This window comes from Anaerolineae bacterium, from assembly GCA_016931895.1.
In the GTDB taxonomy this organism is placed as follows: domain Bacteria; phylum Chloroflexota; class Anaerolineae; order 4572-78; family J111; genus JAFGNV01.
On the sequence record JAFGDY010000027.1, the window covers coordinates 1 to 20,930 of the forward strand.

General features: G+C 51.6%; 18 protein-coding genes. 13 read left to right on the top strand and 5 right to left on the bottom strand.

The genetic code is table 11. From position 1 onward, the window contains the following. The first annotated feature begins 372 nt into the window (after nucleotides 1–372). Nucleotides 373–1,725 (top strand): MFS transporter, encoded by a 1,353-nt coding sequence (locus JW953_02180; protein MBN1991482.1) that lies wholly within the window; start codon nucleotides 373–375, stop codon nucleotides 1,723–1,725. An 18-nt stretch (nucleotides 1,726–1,743) separates the two neighbouring features. On the opposite strand, the gene JW953_02185 is transcribed toward JW953_02180, so the two are convergent. The 4 genes from JW953_02185 to JW953_02200 form a co-directional block, all read right to left on the bottom strand. Further along, a complete protein-coding gene (locus tag JW953_02185) occupies nucleotides 1,744–2,664 on the bottom strand; it encodes a metallophosphoesterase family protein (GenBank protein ID MBN1991483.1) in 921 nt (306 codons plus the stop codon). Nucleotides 2,665–2,908: 244 nt separating this feature from the next. Further along, complete coding sequence (locus JW953_02190) at nucleotides 2,909–3,259, bottom strand: hypothetical protein (GenBank protein ID MBN1991484.1); 351 nt, start codon at nucleotides 3,257–3,259, stop codon at nucleotides 2,909–2,911. Nucleotides 3,260–3,399: 140 nt separating this feature from the next. Then, a complete protein-coding gene (efp, locus tag JW953_02195; protein ID MBN1991485.1) occupies nucleotides 3,400–3,957 on the bottom strand; it encodes an elongation factor P in 558 nt (185 codons plus the stop codon). Between the two features lie 193 nt (nucleotides 3,958–4,150). Beyond that, nucleotides 4,151–7,006: a DEAD/DEAH box helicase gene (locus JW953_02200; protein ID MBN1991486.1), complete on the bottom strand. Its 2,856-nt coding sequence runs from the start codon at nucleotides 7,004–7,006 to the stop codon at nucleotides 4,151–4,153. A 228-nt stretch (nucleotides 7,007–7,234) separates the two neighbouring features. On the opposite strand from JW953_02200, the gene JW953_02205 reads away from it, so the two are divergent. The 3 genes from JW953_02205 to JW953_02215 all read left to right on the top strand — a co-directional run bounded on the left by JW953_02205 (nucleotide 7,235) and on the right by JW953_02215 (nucleotide 9,973). After that, complete coding sequence (locus JW953_02205; protein MBN1991487.1) at nucleotides 7,235–7,711, top strand: cyclic nucleotide-binding domain-containing protein; 477 nt, start codon at nucleotides 7,235–7,237, stop codon at nucleotides 7,709–7,711. A gap of 78 nt (nucleotides 7,712–7,789) precedes the next feature. Then, nucleotides 7,790–8,809: a hypothetical protein gene (locus JW953_02210; protein ID MBN1991488.1), complete on the top strand. Its 1,020-nt coding sequence runs from the start codon at nucleotides 7,790–7,792 to the stop codon at nucleotides 8,807–8,809. A gap of 252 nt (nucleotides 8,810–9,061) precedes the next feature. Then, nucleotides 9,062–9,973 (top strand): BMP family ABC transporter substrate-binding protein, encoded by a 912-nt coding sequence (locus JW953_02215; protein MBN1991489.1) that lies wholly within the window; start codon nucleotides 9,062–9,064, stop codon nucleotides 9,971–9,973. A gap of 52 nt (nucleotides 9,974–10,025) precedes the next feature. Here the strand turns inward: JW953_02215 and JW953_02220 are convergent, their stop codons facing one another. After that, the gene (locus JW953_02220) at nucleotides 10,026–10,646 is read right to left on the bottom strand and encodes a hypothetical protein (protein ID MBN1991490.1); all 621 of its coding nucleotides are present in this window, start codon (nucleotides 10,644–10,646) and stop codon (nucleotides 10,026–10,028) included. Nucleotides 10,647–10,875: 229 nt separating this feature from the next. Between JW953_02220 and JW953_02225 the strand changes: the two genes are divergently transcribed. The 9 genes from JW953_02225 to JW953_02265 all read left to right on the top strand — a co-directional run bounded on the left by JW953_02225 (nucleotide 10,876) and on the right by JW953_02265 (nucleotide 20,767). Continuing rightward, nucleotides 10,876–11,877: a hypothetical protein gene (locus tag JW953_02225; protein MBN1991491.1), complete on the top strand. Its 1,002-nt coding sequence runs from the start codon at nucleotides 10,876–10,878 to the stop codon at nucleotides 11,875–11,877. A 27-nt stretch (nucleotides 11,878–11,904) separates the two neighbouring features. Continuing rightward, the gene (locus JW953_02230) at nucleotides 11,905–13,230 is read left to right on the top strand and encodes a hypothetical protein (protein MBN1991492.1); all 1,326 of its coding nucleotides are present in this window, start codon (nucleotides 11,905–11,907) and stop codon (nucleotides 13,228–13,230) included. A 184-nt stretch (nucleotides 13,231–13,414) separates the two neighbouring features. Then, nucleotides 13,415–13,810 (top strand): RidA family protein, encoded by a 396-nt coding sequence (locus JW953_02235; GenBank protein MBN1991493.1) that lies wholly within the window; start codon nucleotides 13,415–13,417, stop codon nucleotides 13,808–13,810. Nucleotides 13,811–13,962: 152 nt separating this feature from the next. Then, nucleotides 13,963–15,168, top strand: a complete 1,206-nt coding sequence (rpsA, locus tag JW953_02240; protein MBN1991494.1) for a 30S ribosomal protein S1 — start codon at nucleotides 13,963–13,965, stop codon at nucleotides 15,166–15,168. Nucleotides 15,169–15,352: 184 nt separating this feature from the next. Continuing rightward, a complete protein-coding gene (locus tag JW953_02245; GenBank protein MBN1991495.1) occupies nucleotides 15,353–17,800 on the top strand; it encodes an ATP-dependent Clp protease ATP-binding subunit in 2,448 nt (815 codons plus the stop codon). A gap of 104 nt (nucleotides 17,801–17,904) precedes the next feature. Then, nucleotides 17,905–18,297, top strand: coding sequence for a response regulator (locus tag JW953_02250; protein MBN1991496.1), 393 nt, complete (start codon nucleotides 17,905–17,907; stop codon nucleotides 18,295–18,297). 288 nt (nucleotides 18,298–18,585) lie between these two features. Continuing rightward, complete coding sequence (gene erpA, locus JW953_02255; protein MBN1991497.1) at nucleotides 18,586–18,942, top strand: iron-sulfur cluster insertion protein ErpA; 357 nt, start codon at nucleotides 18,586–18,588, stop codon at nucleotides 18,940–18,942. 224 nt (nucleotides 18,943–19,166) lie between these two features. Further along, the gene (locus tag JW953_02260; protein MBN1991498.1) at nucleotides 19,167–20,564 is read left to right on the top strand and encodes a B12-binding domain-containing radical SAM protein; all 1,398 of its coding nucleotides are present in this window, start codon (nucleotides 19,167–19,169) and stop codon (nucleotides 20,562–20,564) included. A gap of 23 nt (nucleotides 20,565–20,587) precedes the next feature. Beyond that, on the top strand, nucleotides 20,588–20,767 hold the full coding sequence (locus JW953_02265; GenBank protein MBN1991499.1) for a hypothetical protein: 180 nt from the start codon (nucleotides 20,588–20,590) through the stop codon (nucleotides 20,765–20,767). Nucleotides 20,768–20,930: the final 163 nt, after the last annotated feature.

Consider the following 20,930-nt stretch of genomic DNA (forward strand, 5'->3'; position numbering starts at 1 on the left):
AGAGATTGAATTTGATCAGAGCCGAAATCTCAGCTCATCATAGTCATTCAAATAATGACCAGTTTAAACAATAGAAAACCTCCGCCAAGTTGGGGGAGGTGGGGACATCACTGACCCTATTATTGGATTCCAAAAAAGCCATCGGTCATTATACGCCTTGATGGAATTATTGCCAAGTTTTGAGGAAGGGCATACGGAGATTTAAAACTTATCGGACTTAAGCAAATTGTTGATGTGTTCCAGAGGTGACAGTCACTTCGCAAGTGACTGTCACCTCTGGAACGTGCGTAAGTTCTAACTTAAAATTGACTCAGGTGATTTACAGGAGTAAAGTTATGGGATTGGTATTTTTTTGATGAATATGGAGCAACTATGTCAATTTCTGCCCAAACCACCAACTGGAGCCGCACCGCCTGGCGTCGCCTCTTACAGCTTGACCGGCCTGTTCCGGCCCGCACGGCTCAGGAGATTGAGGCTGAAATTGAACGGAATTATCCCTGGAATTTCAGCGTTAATTTTTTGGATGGAGTGACTTTCTGGTTTGGCTACAGTTTTATATCAACCAGCGTGATTGTGCCCCTGTTCATCAGCAAACTTACCTTAAATCCTTTTATATTTGGCCTGGTGGCGGTTTTGGCCCAGGCCGGTTGGTATTTGCCTCAAATTTTTGTGGCCGCCCCTACTGAGCGAGCGGCCCGCAAGAAACCCATTGTGGTTAATCTGGGCTTTTTTCTGGAACGTTTACCGGCGTGGTTATGGCCGGTGGCCGCCCTGCTGGCACCCTTATGGCCCATTTACGCCCTGGTTCTCTTTTTATTTGGTTTTGCCTGGCACGGGGTGGGCGCCGGGGCTATAGCGCCGGCCTGGCAAGATATGATCGCTCGTTGTTTTCCGGTCAATCGGCGGGGCCGCTTTTTTGGCTCAACTGCTTTCGTTGGCACTGTTTCGGGGGCCGTGGGCGCTTTTTTTAGTAGCTGGCTCTTAAAAACCTTTTCCTTCCCCATGAACTTTTTTTATGCCTTTTTGATAGCCGCCGTCTTTATCAACCTGAGTTGGTTCTTTCTGGCTCTCACCCGGGAGCCGGTGCAACCGGTCACGGCGTCGCCGCCGCGCGGCAATCAGTTTTGGGCCAGGCTGGTTAAAATTGTCCAGCGCGATCACAATTTCCGGCGATTCTTGCTGGCCCGCCTGTTGATTGCCATTGGCATGATGGGTATGGGGTTTGTTACCGTGTCGGCGGTGCAGCGCTGGCATGTGGCCGATGAGCTGGTTGCCCTTTTTACGGTAGCCCTACTGTTTGGGCAGAGTGCGGGCAATCTATTGGCCGGACTCGTGGCCGACCGGTATGGGCATATGTTAACGTTACAGATTGGGGTGCTGGCTGCGGCCATTGGATTTGCCCTGGCCTGGTGGGTACCGGGTGTCAACTGGTATTATGCGGTCTTTGCCTTTTTAGGCGTGGCCATTGGCATTCAAATTGTTTCTGGAATTTTGATTACTATGGAATTCTCCGCGCCGGAACATCGTCCCACTTATATGGGCGTGGCTAACACTGTGGCCGGGATAGGCAGTAGCATTGCGCCGTTAATAGGGGGCTGGTTGGCCAGCTTTAGTTACAGTGGATTATTTGCCTTGGGGCTGGTGTTCAACGTGATAAGCCTGATAATGCTACGGTGGTACGTAAAAGAGCCTCGGTGGGAGCCGGTTGACCTCTTGGTGAAATGAGCGTATCATTCAGTGAAATCACTGATAGGCCCTGGCTTCCCAGTTGAAAGTGGCTACGGCCTGTTCCCAAATAGGCTCAGGAAATACACCGTCTCCCTCAAACCCGGCTGCTTGGGCCAAATTATGAACGTGGGTCACAAAGTGACCGGGGACGGCTTGGCCTGTTTCGATACCCAGGAGAAAAGCGCGGATAAAAGCGCCGCCAGCGGCTAATAGGCCGCTGGCCTGGTAAGCCAGGCGCACCTGTTCAAGATTATAAGCTACGGCGCAGTGTTCTACCTGCCAGCGACCGTCCTGCCAGGTTAGCAAAGCATACTGGGCGCGGGTATCGCCGTTGTTGGGATGGCCTACTGAACCCGGATTGAAGGCCAGCCGGCCCTCATGTTTCTGCTGCCAGGGGATGTGGGAATGTCCACAGATTAACACCGCTTCTTGAATTTGAGCCAGGGTCAGTTCCAGTTGGGGCGGTTTGCCATTTGGCGGTAGCAGACCGGCTTTTCTGAAAAGCGCCAGGTTCATCGGATCGCGATCTGGAATAAGGTGTTCTGAAGGACTTTTTAGCGAACCGTGCACTACTCGAATGGGAGCCGTACCGTCTGGCGCCACCACCGCCTGTTCCGGCAATGAAGCAATAAAATCCAGCATTTCCCTATCCAGTTGGCCGTGCAGCCAGCGCAGCGCCGCCCATTGCTCACTCACCCGCCAGCTATCAGGTACATTCCCGGCGTCGTAGGCCAGGAGCCGGTTATCGGTGTTGCCGCGGATCAGCCAGCCGTCCAGCGAACGCAACAATGGAATAACTTCATCAGGATTAGGGCCGCCGGTAAGATGGTCGCCGGCAATGATGAAGCCATCTACATCCTGCTGCCGTAGCTCTGCCAACACTGCTTCTAAAGCAGGTAAATTGCCGTGAATATCTGCCAGAACTGCTAAACGCATTTTTCCCCTTTACCCCAATTTTATCGCCCTGATCTCAAACGAGCTACCAGGCATAGAGTTTAACATGTCTCTGCTTGCTTCACAACAGCAATTTCGCCACACCTATCCCATACATACTGGGCAAATTCACTTAGGTCAATCTTTGTTCAATGTTCTCCATCATTCAAAAATGCCTTGATGAAACAAAAAACGCCTGATCTTTTCTCAAGACCAGGCGCAGAAATTAGACAAGCTGGTATTTCGTCTACTCAGGCCGTTCTTCCAAATCAAAAATTGAGGGCCTGCTGCCGGATTGGGCGCAATTGGGACAGCCAAGCATAGGGTTGGGCACAGGGCTGAAACAGACGCTGCACCAACCCTCCACCTCTACTTGTTGTTTAAGCCCCAAGAATTTTTTGACCACTTTGCCATCCAACTTCAGCGTTTCCGCCTGGTTGGCCCGCAAAATATCGGGCACCGGGCAGGATTGACACAGGTGAGGCTGCCAGGGCAGGGAATCGGGATTCCGCTCAATCAGGCGACAAGCCTGCACGTTGCGTCCCCGATGAAAGTCGCCGTAATAGAATTTACACTCTTTGCCAGCAGGTGTTTTCATAGCTTATTCTAAATTTATGCCCAATATTCTTCCTTACTTATTTGACGCGGTAACGTCTGTAAAAATTACGTGTAACTCTGATAATAGACACGGTCCATCATCGCGGCGGCCCATCTTCGGCACTCCACGGCCGAGGATAATTATACGCGGGTAATATACTCGCCGGTGCGGGTGTCAATGCGAATAACGTCGCCAATATTCACAAAGAGGGGCACTTGCACCGTCAGTCCGGTAGACACGGTGGCCGCTTTGGTTGCGCCCTGGGCCGTATCGCCGGCAAAACCGGGTTCGGTTTCGGTCACTTCCAGTTCCACGGTGATGGGAATTTCAATGTCAAGCGCTTCGCCGTTATACGACGAGATTTTTACGGTCATATTTTCGGTGAGGTAGGGAATAATATCTTCAACCGTCTCCTGGTTGAAAGCAGGCTGCTCGTAGGTTTCGGTGTCCATAAAATAATACAGGTTGCCGTCGTTATAGAGATATTGGGCCTCGGTGTGGTCCAGGCGAATATCTTCAACCCGCTCGCCGCCGGTGAAGGTTCTTTCATAGGTGGCTCCGCTGCGCAGGTTGCGCACTTTCACCCGGATGGTAGCGCCACCGCGCGCGGTTTTGTTGTGGGTGTAATCCAATACTTTATAGAGTTCGTTTTCGTGGGTAAAGGTGGTGCCTTTTCTTAAGGCATTAACCTCAATCATGGGTAGTTCCTCCGGTGCTTAAAAACGTTAAATTTAAGTTTGGGCGAAATCAAGGCCAAAAATACAATAAAGGGATATTATACTGTTCGCTTTGAGCGAAGCAAGGAAACCCCGGAGATTCGGTTTGAAAGCATGGGCCGGGGGGTTTTTGTTTCCAGGCGGTCACTCAAAATAACATCTCTAACTCACCTCCTCAAATTCCCCCATAATCAATCCATTCTTCCGCAAGCCGGGGCAAATCGGCCATCAAGCCCCGGCGTTCCGTTACGTCCGGCAGGCAGTCAAGAAAGGCCTGGCCATAATTTTTGCTAATGATGCGCCGGTCAAAAATTGCCACCACGCCCCGGTCTTCCTTGTTCCGAATCAGGCGGCCAAAGCCCTGGCGAAACATTAAAATTGCCTCGGGAATGGAGTACTGGTTGAAAGAGTCTTCAAAGGTTTCGGCCCGCGCCGAGACAACGGGGTCGTTGGGCACGGCAAAGGGCAAACGGGCAATGACCACGCAACTCAACGCCGGGCCGGGAATATCAACCCCTTCCCAAAAAGAGCGCGTGCCCAGCAACACCGCCTGGTCGGCGTTTTTGAAATTTTCTAACATTTGCCGGCGACCCGTGCCATCGCCCTGCTGGTACACCACAATCCCGGCCTGGGCCAGGGGGCCTTTGATCCGCCGGGCCGTGGTATGCAGTTGGCTATAAGCCGTAAAAAGCACCAGGGTCCGCCCCTTGATTTGCTGAACCAGATCAATTAAACCGGCCTCAAAGGCTTTTTGATAACCCGGGGTATTACATTCGGGAATATCGGTGGGCAAATAGAGCAGGGTGCTGTTTTCATAATCAAAGGGCGACCCCACGGCGGCCTCGTCGGCTTCCCACACATGCAGGCGTTCTTGAAAATACTCAAAAGAGTTGTGCGTGCGCAAAGTGGCGGACGTAAAAATAACCGCCTCTTTTGGTTTGAGCAAATGCTCGCGCACCAAACTGCCCACGTGCAAGGGGGCGTTGTGTAAAGAGATGATCTTGTTTTTGATGTCTTGCTCTACCCACAAAATCCGCTCCGGGCTTGGCTCCATTAAAATTACTTGCAGGTTGTGCCTGATTTCGTCGAGCCGGTTGCGGTGGAAGGTTAAGGTAGACAGCAACTCCTCCCAATTGGGCACATCGTAGCTTTCCAGTTCGGTCAACATGGTGTAGAGGATGCCCAGGGCCTTGGCTACTTGGGCCAGGCTGTCGGCGGCGCTATCCCAAACCAATTCCACATCCGACCAGGCCGGTTGGGCGCGGGTGTCATCCGTTAAGCGAATTTTCAGATTATAGGCGCTCTTACGGGAGAATTCGGCCATAAAGTTGGTGAGCGCATGGAACAATTGCCGGGTGGCCTTGACCGCCACATCTATCGCTTGATGACTCTGGTAAACAATGTCGTTGATATCTCCCTTGACGGAATTGGGCACAGCCGACAGGCAGCGCCGGGCCACTTCATTGATAAAGCCAATTCGCTGGCTGTGGCCACGTAGGGGTTGGCTCAACTCTCTGAGCAATTGTTCCATTGATTTCTGGTCGGCGGTAAAACTGAGTTGATGGGTAATATTGTCTTCAAGGTGGTGGGCTTCGTCAACAATGAGATATTTATATTCAGGAATAACCCGGCTATCCACGGCGATGTCGGCCAAAAGCAGGGCATGGTTGACCACAATAAGGTGGGCCGATTCTGCGGCCCGGCGGGCGCGAGCATAAAAACAAGTGTCGGGGGTGCAGAAACGGGGGGTGCAAATATTGCCGTCGGAAGCAACCTGGCTCCAGAGAGCCTGCTCGCCGTAATCAGGCATGAACAACTCCTCCCGGTCGCCGGTGGTGGTGCTGGGCATCCACACCAGCAACTTGGCCAGCAAACGCGACTCTTTGGGAGAGAGGTTTTCTTTGCCGCGGAACATTTGCAAACGACGGGGGCAAACGTAATTGCTTCGCCCTTTTAAGGCGACCGCCTTGAACTCAAATGGTAAAATCTTTTGCAGGGAGGGAATATCTTTGTTGAGCAACTGGTCTTGCAGGTTGATGGTATTGGTTGAAATCACCACCCGCCGGCCGTTTTTTACGGCCCAATAAATAGCCGGAATAAGGTAAGCAATTGACTTGCCGGTGCCGGTGCCGGCCTCAACCAGCAAGTGCTGGGATTGGTTGAAGGCGCCAAGAACATTAGCCAGCATGTCAACCTGCTGGGGGCGGTACTCAAACCCCTCAAAATACTGTTCAAACAAGCCTCCCTGCTCCAGCATGTGGCATAGTTCTTCCACCTCCAAGGGGGTGGGCGTGGCCGCCGGTTTGAGCGGGGCATACACCTGGCCGGTTTCATCCCGCTGGATCAGGGCAAAACCACCATCCACGCCGGAATCGTCAATCATGCCCTTGGCCGCCAGTTGTTGGCCCAGGGTGCCTGCCGGGATGCTGTAACGCCGTTCCCGGCTCAAATCTCGAAAAACAAGGGAGAGGGGCCAATCGCTTTTGCTGGAAATACGGGCCACTTCGTCAATAATCCGCCCATCCAGCCGCCGGGCCTGGTCGAGCAGCGCGGCAAACAGGCGGCGGGTGGCCTGGGCGTCGTCCAGGGCGCGGTGCGCCTGGTCTTCAGGCGGCGTTTCTATCTGGAGATGGTTTAAAAGATGGGTGAGGCTGTAACGGCCGGCATAAGGCAGCAGAATGCTGGCCAACTCAAACGTGTCAATGCCGGTGTGGGTTTCAAACATCCCCTGTTTGCGCAAAAATCCCAGGTCAAAACTAACGTTGTGCCCAATAACCGGGTTATCGCCCACAAACCGGCCCAATTCCGGCAAAGCCTGCTCAATATGGGGCGCGCCCTCGATGTCGGCGGGGGTGATGCCGGTAAGTTGTTGAATTTTGTAGGGGATGGGACGGGCTGGGTTGATTAGCGTGCTGTAGGTATCGTAAACCTGGTCTCCCTTAAACCGAACCGCGCCTATTTCTAAAATTGCATCCTGGTCTGCATCAAGGCCGGTTGTTTCTATGTCAAGGGATACGTATACTCTGGCCAAAACATGTCTGCTTTCTAGTCAAAAGGCGAGCGGAAAAATTTCATTTTCCTCTATTGTCCTCTTGAAGAACTGAACCTATATTATACAAAGGATTGCCGGATAGGGCGAATAGAATAGCCCCTATTTTACCAAAAAGTCCCATTGACCTCTTAACATTCATGTGTTAAGATTTTTGCAGAATATTGATTATCTGTGTTGCACACAATCCCTGATAAGGAGGGCCGATCAATGACCAACGTATATCTTCTGGAACAGGTTGACATCTTCGAGGATTTGAGTCTGGACCAACTAAAACTCATTGACGATATTTGCCGGGAAAAGGCTTATACCAACGGCGAGGTGATTTTTGAGGAAAATTCGCTCAGCCGGGAATTTTATATTATTATGGATGGCGAGGTAGAAATTCAGGTAGACCCCGATACCATCAGTGATGGCAAAAAAGACATTTACCAGCCGACCACCATTGCCGTTTTGCGGCGGGGACAATCTTTTGGCGAAGTGGCTATTGTGGACCCGGGCGTGCGCTCCGCTTCAGCCAAGTGCGGCTCTGAAACCTGTAAATTATTAGAGATCAACCGGCTGGATTTTATCAAACTGCTGGAAAGCGATTATAAGATGGGCTACATGGTGATGCGTAACTTTGCCGCCGACCTTTCTCTGAAAATCAGGCAGACCAACTTGTTGGTGCGCGAATCGTTGATGTAATCCTGAATTGGCTATGTATGGTCAAAAAGCCCCCACCCGGCGTGGGGGTTTTTTTGACTCTTTACAATACGTGCTAAAATGAGCCTGGGTGAAACCATGCATGGAATGCTGGCAAATTGCGGCTGTTTAATTTTATTAATTCTCTTTTTGCCCCTATTTCTCATTTTGGCCGGGCCGTTGTTGGTGATTGCGGCGCTGCGCGGTCGCCAACCGGCGGGGCCAATTATGCTTGACACCTTGCGTTACGGCTTTTTTGGCCGAATTGGCACTTTTATGCTGGGCCTGGCTCTCTGGATTTTGGTTTGGAGTGGATTAGCTTGGGTGGTTATCAATGGGCTGCTGCCAACCTCGTTGACAACGGCCGGAACGGTTTCTACGCCTGTTATTGCCCCTGCAAATCTCAACCCGTCCCCGCCCGTGGTTGAGCGCCAGGAGCAAACCCCAACCTTGCCGCTGCTTACGGCCACCTTTACCCCCACCCCTTTGCCCCCCCCTCCAACCCCCAGTCATACGCCCACGGTGTTAGACATCACCAATACCCCTACTCCCCGGCCTCAATTGACGGCCACCCCCCTTATCCGTTCCACAGAATTAGTGACCCACCATGATACCATCCAGGCCACCGCGCTTCCTTCCGTAGAAATCACCGCCATTGTTCCCTTAACCGCTCCGCTAACCCTGGCCGACCAGGAGGACGTTATTGCTACTGTGAAAGAGGGCAATCGTTTGCTGCGTGAAGCAATTTCGTTGGCCAATCAGGAAAACGTACAAAACCTGGAGACGGTGTGGCAGGGCAGCGCCTTAACCAAAGCGCAAAATTTTGTTGCCGACATTTACGGGCGGTATGTTAAACCTTTTGATGTTCAGTTTGAATACCTTATTTTACCCACCGTGAGCGCGCAAAGCACCATGAGCCGGGCCATTGTAACCACCCAAGAAGCCTGGACTTATCAAGGCCGGGCCGCCGTTGAGCGCGAAGCTTTTGAGTTCACTTACACGCTCAATAAAAAAAATGGGGGATGGGTCATTAGCCGGTATAGTTATCGTAATCTAACAACCTCTACCCCCACCATTACGCCGGACAAATCTGCGCCGTAATCTTGCCACCGGGGGCGCTCCCCTTTTTTCTATCCCCCTTGATTGTGTTAATTCCGCTCTACAACGGGGGATTGTTTTTTTAGTACTATTGTCAAGAACATAGGGTGATGCTATAATAAAAATCAGAGGGAGGTCAATAGGCCGATAGAGAACAACAAATTAAGTTTCGCGCCTGACTAAGATTGTTTATTCTTTTAACTTAACAAATAGAAGCAAAATAACACCAATACCTTGATCAAAGGAAAAGCGCTGATGGCTAGAAAAATAAAGGTGGGTTTGCAGTTAAGTGTTGGCGGCTTGGGGGATAAATCTTTTAATGATTCCGCGTACAACGGCCTTGAGGAGGCCCAAAGGGTATGCGACATTGAGTTTGAAACCGCTCCCTGGGACAACCCTATGTTAAACGCCAACAATCTGGAAGCCTGGGCTAAAGCAAACTATGATTTGATCATTGGCATTGGCTACGGCAATGCCGCCCCCATTAGCGAGGTAGCCGCCCAGTATCCCGATAAACGCTTTGCCGTGATAGACGTGGCCGGACAGGGCGCAAACGTCTGGTCGGCCATTTACCGGGAGTACGAGGGTGATTTTGTGGTTGGTGTGCTGGCCGGTCTCGTCACCCAAACGCATATGGTGGGCTTTATCGGCGGCGGGGTAACGCCCGTGGTGCGGCGGATTGAATTGGGTTTTGCCCAGGGTGTGGAAAATGTTGATCCGTCCATCAGTTTTATTTCCGATTACGTGGGGGAGTTTGACGATCCTATTCGGGGGCGTTTGCTGGCTGAAACCCAATATACGCTGGGCGTTGATGTGATTTACCAGGTGGCCGGTCGCTGCGGCCTGGGCGCTATCCAGGCGGCCAGCGAGTTTGGCCGGTGGATCATCAGCACCGGCGGCGACCACAGCGATCTGGCCCCCCATGCCGTGCTCACCAGCCGGATTAAAAATGTGGGCAAGGCCGTGTTTGATGTTATTAAGGCAGTAGCGGAAGATCGTTTTGAGGGCGGCGTGGTGAAAAGTTACGGTTTTGCCGAAGGCGGGCTAATGCTGGCCCCAATTCGGCCCAGTGTGTTTAAGGTGGTCACCCCGGCCACCCAGAATATTATGCAAGAAATCCAAGCCCAGGTGATTACCGGCCGGATCAAAGTTGACCTTAAGGAGTGATCCTGAAAACGGGTGCGCCACATCGGTTTGGTTGAAAACCTTTATCGGTAATTTATTTGTTGGCATAAGTTTCCAGAGCCTGTTGTATCTCAAAAGCCAGGTCTGTTTTTTGGGCCTGCGTCCCCAACGCCTCATTGAGCAAAAGCACCGTGCCCTCATCGGTTTCAAGCAGCAAGCGCAAAGTTTTTGCCCCTCGCCTGCCTATTGGCGGAGCCACTCTAACCCGGCAGATGTGCGCATAGTTTACCGTTTTTTCTACCGCCTGGCCGGCGGTTTTATAAAAGAGTTCCCCTTGTTTTTGCCTCAAACCAATGACACACTCCTCAGCGCCTGCCACTCGCTCTGCTTGCAGATGTTTTTTAGCCAGCCGATTGAGCGCCAGGGCCACGCCGCCCCACGCCAAAACAGGTAGGGCCAAATAGGCGGCAATAAACAAACCCCGCATGGCCCCTTCCTGCTCTTTAACCTCCAGCGCAATAGCCAGCCCGGTCAAGGCCAAAATAATCAGCAAAGCTCCCGCCGGCCCCCAGGTAAGCCAGGCCAACCCTTGCACCCATGGCTCTCCGCGAATGAGGAAGACCCGCTCGCCGGGTTTAGATTCATCTTGCACGGTTGTCACCAGCCCGGCCGATTTATTTACCACCAGCCACCAGGGGCGTTGATAGTTATCCATTGTCTCATCTCAACCCATCATCCCCAAAGATGAAAAAATCATAATTCACCTTCCCTGGATTGGCAAAACAGGGCGGTCTGCTTTTGATGACGCCGGCTTAATATTATGGAAAGTTATATTGACATGTTATGGAAAGTCAAGTAAAATGTAATATGTCAAGTTATAATATGTCAAGTTGGTCATCGGCAGCCACTCATTATCAGTAGCTATAGAATACGGGGGTGCCCTAATGTTCAAAGCAAACGACCTTGGGTTGAGGATGATGGTTAGCCTGGCGCTTATCGCCGCATTGTTGTATTTGCCGGTCCCGGCCTATTCTCAACAGAATTCCAATATTCAAAATTTGATTGCCAATGGCAACTTCCAGGAAGGCTTTCAAGATTTTGGGGTAGGTTATGGCTGGGGCGCTTTTAGCAATGGCCAGGCCCTTGTTGGCTGGAACGTGGATACCTGGGAGAAAGTGGTCCCGAGCGGACAGACAAGCGCGCAAATGATTGAGATCAAAAACGCCCAGGAACGAGACCGTTACGCCGGCATTTACCAAACCGTGCCGGTGGTGGCCGGTCAACAATATAAATTGACCATAAAAGGGTTGATTCGTTCTACAGAGGGCGATGTGCAAATCTCCGACTATGGCTATCGGCTGCAATATGGCCTTGATTACAACGGCGGCACGGCCTGGGAATTGGTTGCCGGTGAAAATTGGCACGAATTGCCCTGGAATGAACAACCGCTCTATGACCCTGCCGGTGGCGCTTACCGTTTTGATACCTTTGAAGCAACTGTCACCGCCAAAAGCGACCAGTTGACCCTATACCTCCGGGGTTGGAAAAAATGGATCAATAACGGTTCCGGCATTTATAACATTCAAGAAGTCAGTCTGGTTGGCCCGGCTCCGGCAGGGTTTGAATCGTCCATGGGACAGGTTGCTTCGGTTAGCGAAGCCGCGCCGCCAGCCGCCGAGCAATTTATCGCTTCTGCCGCCCCAGGCCAGGTCTCTGAAAATCCAGCCTCCGGGCAGCCTGATAGTCAAACGCTGCCACCGGATAACCCTCCCGCCGTAGAAGCCCCCGCAAACGAGCCGCCTCAAACAACAGCGCCTTTGCCGGTTTCGGGCCAGGGGCAAGATGATTCTATAAATTATGTGGTCATTAGTAGCATTGTTTTGTTGCTGGTGCTGTTTGTTGGCGCCATCACGGCTACCATCCGCCGGCGCAAACTGACCGACTAATTTTAAGGTTTTAATCAAGGAGATGAAATGATGAAAAAAACCATGTGGGTGATAGCCACGCTAATGCTTATCCTGGGATTATTTCCCCTGGCCTCGCAAGCGGCGCCGTTAAAAAATTTGAGTTGGCGGGCTGAATATTACAACAACGCCGACCTGTCGGGGCAACCCAAACTCAGCCGATTTGAAAATTCAATCAAGCACGATTGGGGGTACGGCTCGCCGGCTGAAGAGATTCCCGTTGACCATTTTTCGGCGCGTTGGACCGTGATCCGTCACTTTGAAAAGGGCACGTATCTGTTTCTCTTGAAAGTTGACGATGGCGTCCGGATGTGGCTCGATGGTAAATTGATTCTGGATGCCTGGACCATTGGCCAAAAAGAGAATCTGAAAGTTAAGGTATACCTTGATACAACCGGCAATCACGAATTGCAGGTGGCCTATTTTGAAAATACCCACCAGGCCATGATTGATCTGGATTGGATCCAATTAGGCGGCGAGGGAGACATTGTTGGCGCCTGGCGGGGTGAATACTTTATCAACCGGGACCTGGCCGGAGACCCCACCCTCATCCGGCAAGACGGCTCGATTGATTTTGATTGGGATAGCGGCTCTCCAAGCCCCGTGATTACTCGAGATAATTTTTCCGTGCGTTGGACGCGGTCAATTTACCTGGAAACCGGAACCTATCACCTGCGCATCCAGCATGATGACGGGATGCGTATTTATGTTGATGATAGAATGATCTATGACTCTTGGTATGACCAGGCGGTGACCTACCAAACCCGCAAGGTACGCTTGGAAACAGGTTACCATGCCTTTAGGGTAGAATACTACGATCATTTGGATAATGCCGTGGCGGTTATGGTCATCAGTGAAGACCCCGGCAATTACGAACCCGGCGACGGCGATGACGGCGATGACGGCGATGACGGCGAGGTGATTATTGTTGATAACTTGAGCAGCGGTTTCCAGTGGGGCGGCCCCTTGAACAATCGCTATGTTGGCGGGAGCGGCTGTTACCGCGCCGATTATTATTGGACCTATAATACCACCAGCACGCCGGTCAACTCTGGCCAGTGGACGCCAACCTTGTCGGCGGGCGACTACGAGGTTTTTGCCTTTATTCCCGGCGCAGATGCCACCACCCGCAGCGCCCGCTATCGTATTCACCACGCAGGCGCCCGCTCTGACCGGGTGGTCAACCAGGGTATCCATTACCAAACCTGGGTGAGCCTGGGCGCGTATCATTTTAACGGTAATGGCCAGGAATTTGTGGCTTTGTACGACAGCACCAGTGAACCGACTGGCAGCACGCAGATTGCCTTTGATGCCGTTAAATTTGTCAGGCGTTGATAAATTCAAGGCCGGTTTGGGAACGAAAAAGGGCAGGTTTTAGGCCTGCCTTTTTATTTGGCCGGTAAAGGCCGGTTTTGCCCGTCAAACTCACATCCTCCGTCCCCTACTTTGGCTTACCGGCTGGGTCTATGCTAAAATGAGGGGGCATCCCGAAAATTAAATCAAAAGTAAGGAAATAATCATGTCGTTGAAACGAGAAATCATTTCTACTCAAAAGGCTCCGGCTGCGGTGGGGCCTTATTCTCAGGCCGTGCGCATAGGAGATTTAATCTACACCGCCGGGCAGATTGCCTTAATCCCGGAAACCGGCCAAATTATTGCCGGCGGCATTGAGGCGCAAACCCGCCAGGTGATGCAAAACCTGGCCGCGGTGTTGGCAGCAGCCGACGGCAGCCTGGCCAGCGTGATCAAAACCACCATCTACGTTACTAACCTGGCCGACTTTGCCACTATTAATCAAGTGTACGGCAGTTTTTTTACCGGCAACCCACCCGCCCGCAGCACGGTGCAAGTAGCCGCCTTGCCCCTGGGAGCCCAGGTGGAAATTGAGGCAGTGGCGCTGACCAATCAAGTTTAGGGCGCAATCTGGATATGTTTGATTTTTGTCTGGAATCGAAGTATAATGTGTTTGTGTGTCAAGTTTGACAATAATGAGGAGATTAGAAAATTCTTATGGAGGGTCACGTCCCAATTAGCCCAGGTAAACCGGTCAATTCAGAGGAAGAAACCATGAGCATGGCCGAACTCCTGGACCAAGAAGAAAAATTTTTGCGCGTGCTCAAGCCCGGCGATATTGTCAAAGGGGTGGTCGCGCGAAAGAGTCCCAATGAAATACTGATTGATGTTGGCGCAAAATCTGAAGGGGTGGTAGACCCCAAGGATTTAAGTAATCTTACCCCTGAAGAACTTGCTGAAATCAGGGAAGGTGAAAAAGTTCCAGTTTACGTGGTGAGCGTAGAGGGTGAGGAAGACCGTATTAACCTCTCGCTCAGTCAAGCCCGGGTAGAACGAGACTGGGACGAGGCTGAACGTATTTTTGCCAGTGGAGAAACAGTTGAAAGTACAGTAGTTGGTAATAACAAGGGCGGGCTATTGGTCAACTTTGGCCAAATCCGGGGCTTTGTGCCTGGATCGCTTTTGATAAACGCCCAATATGGCGGGCCGCACCGGGCAGACCGCTGGAATCAGATGACGGGCGAAACACTCCGGCTCAAGATTATTGAGGTAGACCGCGAGCGGAATCGGCTAATTCTATCGGAACGCGCGGTTGAAGACGATATCCGTCAAGAAAAAGCCAAACTTCTGGAAGAGTTGCAAGAGGGCAGCGTCCGCCGCGGCCGGGTGACCAGTTTGGCCAATTTTGGAGCATTTGTTGACATTGGGGGGATTGATGGGCTGATTCACCTTTCTGAGTTGGCCTGGACCCGCGTTTCACATCCTCGCGAAGTGTTAAAAGTAGGCGATGAAATTGAGGTTTATATTCTCAATGTTGATCTTGAGCAACAGCGCGTTGCCCTGAGCCTGAAACGATTGGAACCGGAACCCTGGAGCCAGGTTTTTGACCATTACTCCATTGACCAGGTGGTTGATGCCGTGATCACCAAACTCACCGACTTTGGCGCTTTTGCCCGCCTGGATGACCGCATTGAGGGTCTCATTCATATTTCCGAAATTTCAGACAAAAACATTACCCATCCCCGCGACGTTTTGGCCGAAGGTCAAGAGATCCAGGTGCGTATTATTCATATTGATCCCGAGCGCAAACGAATGGGTTTGAGCCTGAAACAGGTGGAAGGTTACGAGGAGTGGCTTTCTTACAAAGAAGAGAAAGAAGAGCAAGCGGAACCGGCCGAAGAAGATGAAAGTCAGGTTGCTGAAACCGACGAGGCTACCCTCACCGATGAGGATGCCACCGCAGAAACCCCAGAGGCGTAAATCAACTGTCTCACCGGTTAAAGTCTGTGGAGCATTGTGGTTTTGTGTACCTTTAAAGTGTATTGCGTTGCGTAAATAAGCGCAGCGCAATTTATTTTATTAGCCAGAAATATTGCTCAATATTTGACAATCCAGTTTAGGTAAGGTAAATAGTTAGTGACTCATTTTACACGAGGATTTTTATATGTCTGATAAATTTGATCGTTTCACCAAGCGCGCGCGTCGGGTTTTGACCCTGGCCCAGGAAGAAGCGCAGCGCCTTAATCATAATTATATTGGCACCGAGCACCTTTTGCTGGGTTTAGTGCGAGAAGAAAATGGGGTAGCGGTTAGAGTATTGCGCGATTTGGGCGTAGACCCCCGGCAAATCCGGGAGCGAGTAGAGCGCACTGTTGGTCGCGGCCAGCGAGCCATGTACGGCAAATTAAGCCTGACCCCCCGCACCAAACGCGTGATTGAACTGGCCGTTGACGAGGCCCGCCGGTTGGGACATCATTACATTGGCACCGAACACCTGTTGTTGGGTTTGGTGCGAGCCGGTGAAGGGGTGGCCGTGGACGTGCTCAAGGGATTGGGCGTCAGCCTGGATAAAGTCCGGTCACAAACGGCCCGGGTGATGATGGAAAGTTCCAGCCAGTCCTCCTCTACCTCAGGCCGGGATTCCGGCAAAAACACCCCCCTGGTTGACCAGTTGGGCACCGATTTGACGGCTTACGCGGTAGAAGGAAAATTGGACCCGGTGGTCGGTCGCCAAACAGAAATTGAGCGGGTTATCCAAATTCTTTCTCGACGCACCAAAAACAACCCTGCCCTCATTGGCGAACCGGGGGTGGGCAAAACCGCTATTGTGGAGGGCCTGGCCCAACGCATTGTCAACGGCGAGGCCCCGGATACGTTGTTGGGTAAACGAGTAGTCATGCTGGATGTTGGCTCGTTGGTGGCCGGCACCATGTATCGCGGCCAATTTGAAGAACGCCTGAAACGGGTGATTGAAGAAATCAAAGAATCTGGTTCCATTCTTTTTATTGACGAGTTGCACATGCTGGTGGGGGCCGGTTCGGCCGGTAGTTCGGTTGATGCAGCCAACATTCTCAAACCGGCCCTGGCCCGGGGAGAATTGCAATGCATTGGGGCTACCACCCTGGAGGAATATCGCAAACACATTGAGGGCGACGCCGCCCTGGAACGCCGTTTCCAATCGGTGATGGTGGATGAACCAACCATTGACGAAACCATAGAAATTCTCAAAGGCATTCGCGGCCGTTACGAAGCGCACCACAATTTGGAAATAACCGACGACGCGCTTTTTACCGCCGCCCACCTGGCTGCCCGTTACGTAACCGACCGCTTTATGCCCGACAAAGCCATTGACCTGATTGACGAAGCTGCGGCCAGAGTCCGCCTTTATAAGATACCCTTTGTGGCCGATTTGCAAAAGCAACAAGCGGATTATTTTCCAGACGACGATATTGGGTTTCTGGATGAGCCTGCCGGCAATCAGCCTTTTGACCAAATTGGGCTGGACTATGAAACTACGGCTGAAAAACCAAAAGTAACCGCCGAAGATATTGCTGAAGTAACGGCCATGTGGACCGGCATCCCGGTGCACCAACTGGCCACCGAAGAAAAAGAGCGCCTGCTCCAGATGGAAGCGGCCTTGCACAAGCGCATTGTGGGCCAGGATGAAGCAATTGTGGCCATTTCCAAAGCGGTGCGCCGGGCGCGCGCCGGCCTCAAAGACCCCCGCCGTCCTATCGGCACATTTATGTTCTTGGGGCCTACGGGCGTGGGCAAAAGCGAATTAGCCAAAGCCCTGGCCGAATTTATGTTTGGCAGTGAAGACGCGCTGATAAAATTGGACATGAGCGAATTTATGGAACGGCACAACGTGGCCCGACTGGTTGGCTCTCCGCCCGGCTACGTGGGCTACGAAGAGGGCGGCCAACTCACCGAAGCGGTGCGCCGCCGTCCTTATAGCGTTATCCTGTTTGACGAGATTGAAAAAGCGCACCCCGAAGCCTTTAACACCTTATTGCAGGTAATGGAAGACGGCAACTTGAGCGACGCCAAAGGCAAACGGGTTGACTTCCGCAACGCCATTCTTATCCTCACTTCTAACGTGGGCGCAGATTTGATCAAGCGCGAAACCAGCCTGGGTTTTGGGGTGAAACGGGACGAAAAGTTGAGCGAAGAAGAAGCCTACCAAAAAATGCGCAAAAAGGTGATGGAAGAAATGGAGCGCATGTTCCGCCCCGAATTCCGCAACCGGCTGGACGGCGTTGTCATCTTCCGGGCCTTGTCCAGGCAAGAGATTACCGAAATTGTGGATTTGTTGTTGGAACAAGTGCGCCAGCGTTTGGCCGAGCAGGAGATGTCGCTGATGGTCACCCGGGCCGCCATAGAGCTTATTGCCGAAGAAGGTTACGACCCTGATTTTGGCGCTCGTCCGCTGCGGCGGGTCATCCAAAAAAGAATTGAAGACGCCTTTTCAGAAAGCATTTTGGCCGGAAAATTTTCAACGGGCGATATTGTTCAGGCAGATGTGGAAGAAGGCGAAATTGTGTTTAAAGTGGCCGAATCGGCGGCAGAGGAAGATGAAATAGCGCCCGTTATCCGGGAAGCAATGGTTTAGGGCTAATATCTTTAATTGACATTGCGCCTCACTCGCGTTAAAATAGGGCTGGCGTGGATGGCCGGGAGTCACTCCCAAAAAACTCCACATCACCGAGGTATGCCATGTCCAAAGATTTCTATATTTATATTCTGTATATAGAAGACGAACGTCCTGTTATTGATCTGGTTCGTGAAGCCCTGAAATTGGCCGGCTACAAAGTGGTGGGCGCGACTTCTGGCCAGCAGGGTCTGGCCATGATGAGAGAGCGCAAACCGGACCTGCTTTTGCTTGACCTGATGATGCCCGATATCAATGGCTGGGACGTTTACCGGGAAATGAAAACAGACGACGATCTGACCGACATCCCGGTGGTGGTGGTGAGCGCCAAAGTGCCTGAACATGGCCGGGTCATTATTGAAGATTTACCCCCCGTAGAAGACTACATCACCAAACCTTTTGACGTAGAACAACTTATCCGCTCGGTGAAAAACATCTTGAGCAACGGCAGAGGGTAAAAGCTTGGCCGTGTTGGTCCAAGCTTGCTTTGTCTCAAAAAAACTCCGTTGTATCGCTGCAAAGAAGCGGGGCTTCCCCTCTATTCTTTCTGGCAAAAACCTCACAATCTCACCTGCAAGATATTGTTGACCACCGTTCAAACTCACCTCCCCTAAGAATAGGGGTAACTTTATTTTTTATAAAATTTACTATAAAAATTGACAAAATTATCCGTGTCGAGTAAAATTGTTTTTCATTATGGGTGATTTATCTGGTAAGCCAATTCAATATTCAGGAGGTATTAACGTATGATTACATTGACGCCGGTGGCGGCTGATAAATTGGAGAAGATAATGGCCGAAAAGGGCCTTACCAACCACGCCTTGCGCGTATTCGTCTCCGGCGGGGGCTGTTCCGGCCTTTCTTACGGCATGACGTTTGCCGAAAGCCCGGAAACGGATGATCAAGTTTTTGAAGCCAACGGGCTTAAAGTTATCGTTGACCCCGGCAGCCTTTTTTATCTGGATGGGGCTGAAATTGATTACCTTGACAGCCTGATGGGCGGCGGTTTCCGTATTGAGAATCCCAACGCGGTGCAGTCTTGCGCCTGCGGCAGTTCTTTCCGCACCGCCGCCGGGGAAAAGGGCGCGTCTTGTAGGTGCTAGGCTGATTCCCAACCTTAACTCACTCTCGTTCCCAAACTCAGTTTGGGAACGAGGTCACACTTTTGCATACAAAAGCCGGTTCATTTGCGGACTGGCTTTTTTATTCATCTTGGCGTAAAATTTGGTTTTTGCCCGGAAGCAGCGAGTATTGTAGAATGTAACATTATTATAGTCTGTTTTTGAAAAATTCTGGGCGCATAGCCATTTTGGAGACACGTGAGAAAATGATCAGATTTTGGCCACAGAAACGCGAAAAATCAAACATCTTGTGGTTAGACTTGGGAGATTTGGGCGACTTGGTTCATCCCGCCGGCCCCCACGAGCAGTGGCAGGACCATGGCCTGGGGCTGCTGCGCACCATTCTGCATCAAAATGGCATTACCACCGATCTGCTCTCAACGCGCCTGGTCACCGCATGGCCCCAGTTGCAAAAGCAGTTGCCGGGGTATGAGATGATGATCATGAATGTCAGAAGTTACACCTTCCCGGTGGCGCGAAAGGCCGCCCAGCTTTTTAAGGAAGCCAATCCCCACGGCCTGGTGTTGACCGGGGGCATGCACGCCACTGTAGCCCTGGATGAAATGACCGAGGTAAAAGAGTTTGACCGTATTTGCCAGGGGCCGGGTGAAAAGGTGATTGTTGACCTGGTGCAAAACCCCCTGGCCCATCCCCGCGTAATTATGGGTGTGGGGGCCAAATCAATGGCCGAGTGGCCCATGCTGGACCGCGCTCTCTGGCCCCGGCCGCATCGCCGCTTGCGCAAAAAGTTCAACTGGCCAATGGAACCGGAATGTGGCTGGGGACCGGGGCCGGTGGCCACTATTTTGACCAGCCGGGTTTGCCCCTGGCAGTGTGTTTTTTGCAATGAGAATTCCTACATCCCCAATATGGGCCGCCGCCCGGTGGAGATGGTCATTGAAGAACTTAACTACCTGGATAAAAAATATGGCGTTGGCTCCATCGTCATTCATGATTCAATGTTCTTTCAAAATCCAAGTTGGTTAGAGGAGTGGATTGACAAATATCCTCGCCGGGCCAACAAAGTTTGGCCTTATTGGGCGGCGGGTCGTTCCGACACGGTAAGGCAGTGGCCGGATTTGTTTGAGGCGCTGGTGCGCGAAACAAACTGGAATACAATTTCCATTGGCTTTGAATCCGGCAGCGACCGGATTCTGCGGCTGTTGAACAAAGAGTGCACCGAAGAGGATAACGCCTTTGCCATTGACCTGGTGAACCGGCTTGGCCTGGAATTTGAGCGGGAGGGCAAACAACCGCCCATGTTCTGGGCCAACATCATGCTCGGCATCCCCGGCGAAACGCCTGAAGACGCCTTTAAAACCATGCGTATGCTCAAATCAATGCGGTATGTGTTCCCCTCTATTTCTTACTATGCCCCCTACCCCGGTTCGGCCCTGGGTTATCAACTCATTGCCGAGGGCAAAAGTTTGATGTCAAAAGAAAATTATCACCGTTTTCCCGACGATGAAAAGGTAAAAGGCGTGAATTATCAATTTTACCGGGAGCTTTTGGCCGGAAAATATAACCATGAAATCAACAAGGAGCTTGATCCCTCTGACCGGCAAAAACCCGGCGCGTATCAGGAGGCGCTGATAAAAGCATGAGCAGCTTTAGCAACCCCCACTATATGTATTTATTTGAGCTAAAAAACGGCAAACAAAAATTGGCCTACGGGCAGTCGCCCGAAGACGCCCTGGACATCCTCAGCGTTCGCCTGACCGAAGAAGAAATGGCGGAGATCATTCCTGATAAATGCACCAAGATTTCGCAGCGTAAATTGCAGGAGTATATTCATAATCTCGGTTAAGCAACGGCAAAAAACGGCCGTTTCTGCCGGGTTTAATGACCCCAAACTTGGCAAACTTCTTATTTTCTGGCAAGATGAAGGGTGAAACTTTATTGTCACTCAAGCGTAATAAAGATTAATGAAACAGACGTGTTGGTTATTCTTCAAAAGTTAAGCCAAAGGA

Bases quoted from the DNA above. Each gene is read 5' to 3' on its own strand.
- erpA (MBN1991497.1), top strand. From the start codon at position 18,586: ATGATTACATTGACGCCGGTGGCGGCTGATAAATTGGAGAAGATAATG.
- JW953_02185 (MBN1991483.1), bottom strand. From the start codon at position 2,664: ATGCGTTTAGCAGTTCTGGCAGATATTCACGGCAATTTACCTGCTTTA.
- JW953_02180 (MBN1991482.1), top strand. From the start codon at position 373: ATGTCAATTTCTGCCCAAACCACCAACTGGAGCCGCACCGCCTGGCGT.
- JW953_02225 (MBN1991491.1), top strand. From the start codon at position 10,876: ATGTTCAAAGCAAACGACCTTGGGTTGAGGATGATGGTTAGCCTGGCG.
- JW953_02205 (MBN1991487.1), top strand. From the start codon at position 7,235: ATGACCAACGTATATCTTCTGGAACAGGTTGACATCTTCGAGGATTTG.
- JW953_02230 (MBN1991492.1), top strand. From the start codon at position 11,905: ATGATGAAAAAAACCATGTGGGTGATAGCCACGCTAATGCTTATCCTG.
- JW953_02210 (MBN1991488.1), top strand. From the start codon at position 7,790: ATGAGCCTGGGTGAAACCATGCATGGAATGCTGGCAAATTGCGGCTGT.
- efp (MBN1991485.1), bottom strand. From the start codon at position 3,957: ATGATTGAGGTTAATGCCTTAAGAAAAGGCACCACCTTTACCCACGAA.
- JW953_02250 (MBN1991496.1), top strand. From the start codon at position 17,905: ATGTCCAAAGATTTCTATATTTATATTCTGTATATAGAAGACGAACGT.
- JW953_02260 (MBN1991498.1), top strand. From the start codon at position 19,167: ATGATCAGATTTTGGCCACAGAAACGCGAAAAATCAAACATCTTGTGG.
- JW953_02215 (MBN1991489.1), top strand. From the start codon at position 9,062: ATGGCTAGAAAAATAAAGGTGGGTTTGCAGTTAAGTGTTGGCGGCTTG.
- JW953_02220 (MBN1991490.1), bottom strand. From the start codon at position 10,646: ATGGATAACTATCAACGCCCCTGGTGGCTGGTGGTAAATAAATCGGCC.
- JW953_02245 (MBN1991495.1), top strand. From the start codon at position 15,353: ATGTCTGATAAATTTGATCGTTTCACCAAGCGCGCGCGTCGGGTTTTG.
- JW953_02190 (MBN1991484.1), bottom strand. From the start codon at position 3,259: ATGAAAACACCTGCTGGCAAAGAGTGTAAATTCTATTACGGCGACTTT.
- JW953_02235 (MBN1991493.1), top strand. From the start codon at position 13,415: ATGTCGTTGAAACGAGAAATCATTTCTACTCAAAAGGCTCCGGCTGCG.
- JW953_02265 (MBN1991499.1), top strand. From the start codon at position 20,588: ATGTATTTATTTGAGCTAAAAAACGGCAAACAAAAATTGGCCTACGGG.
- rpsA (MBN1991494.1), top strand. From the start codon at position 13,963: ATGAGCATGGCCGAACTCCTGGACCAAGAAGAAAAATTTTTGCGCGTG.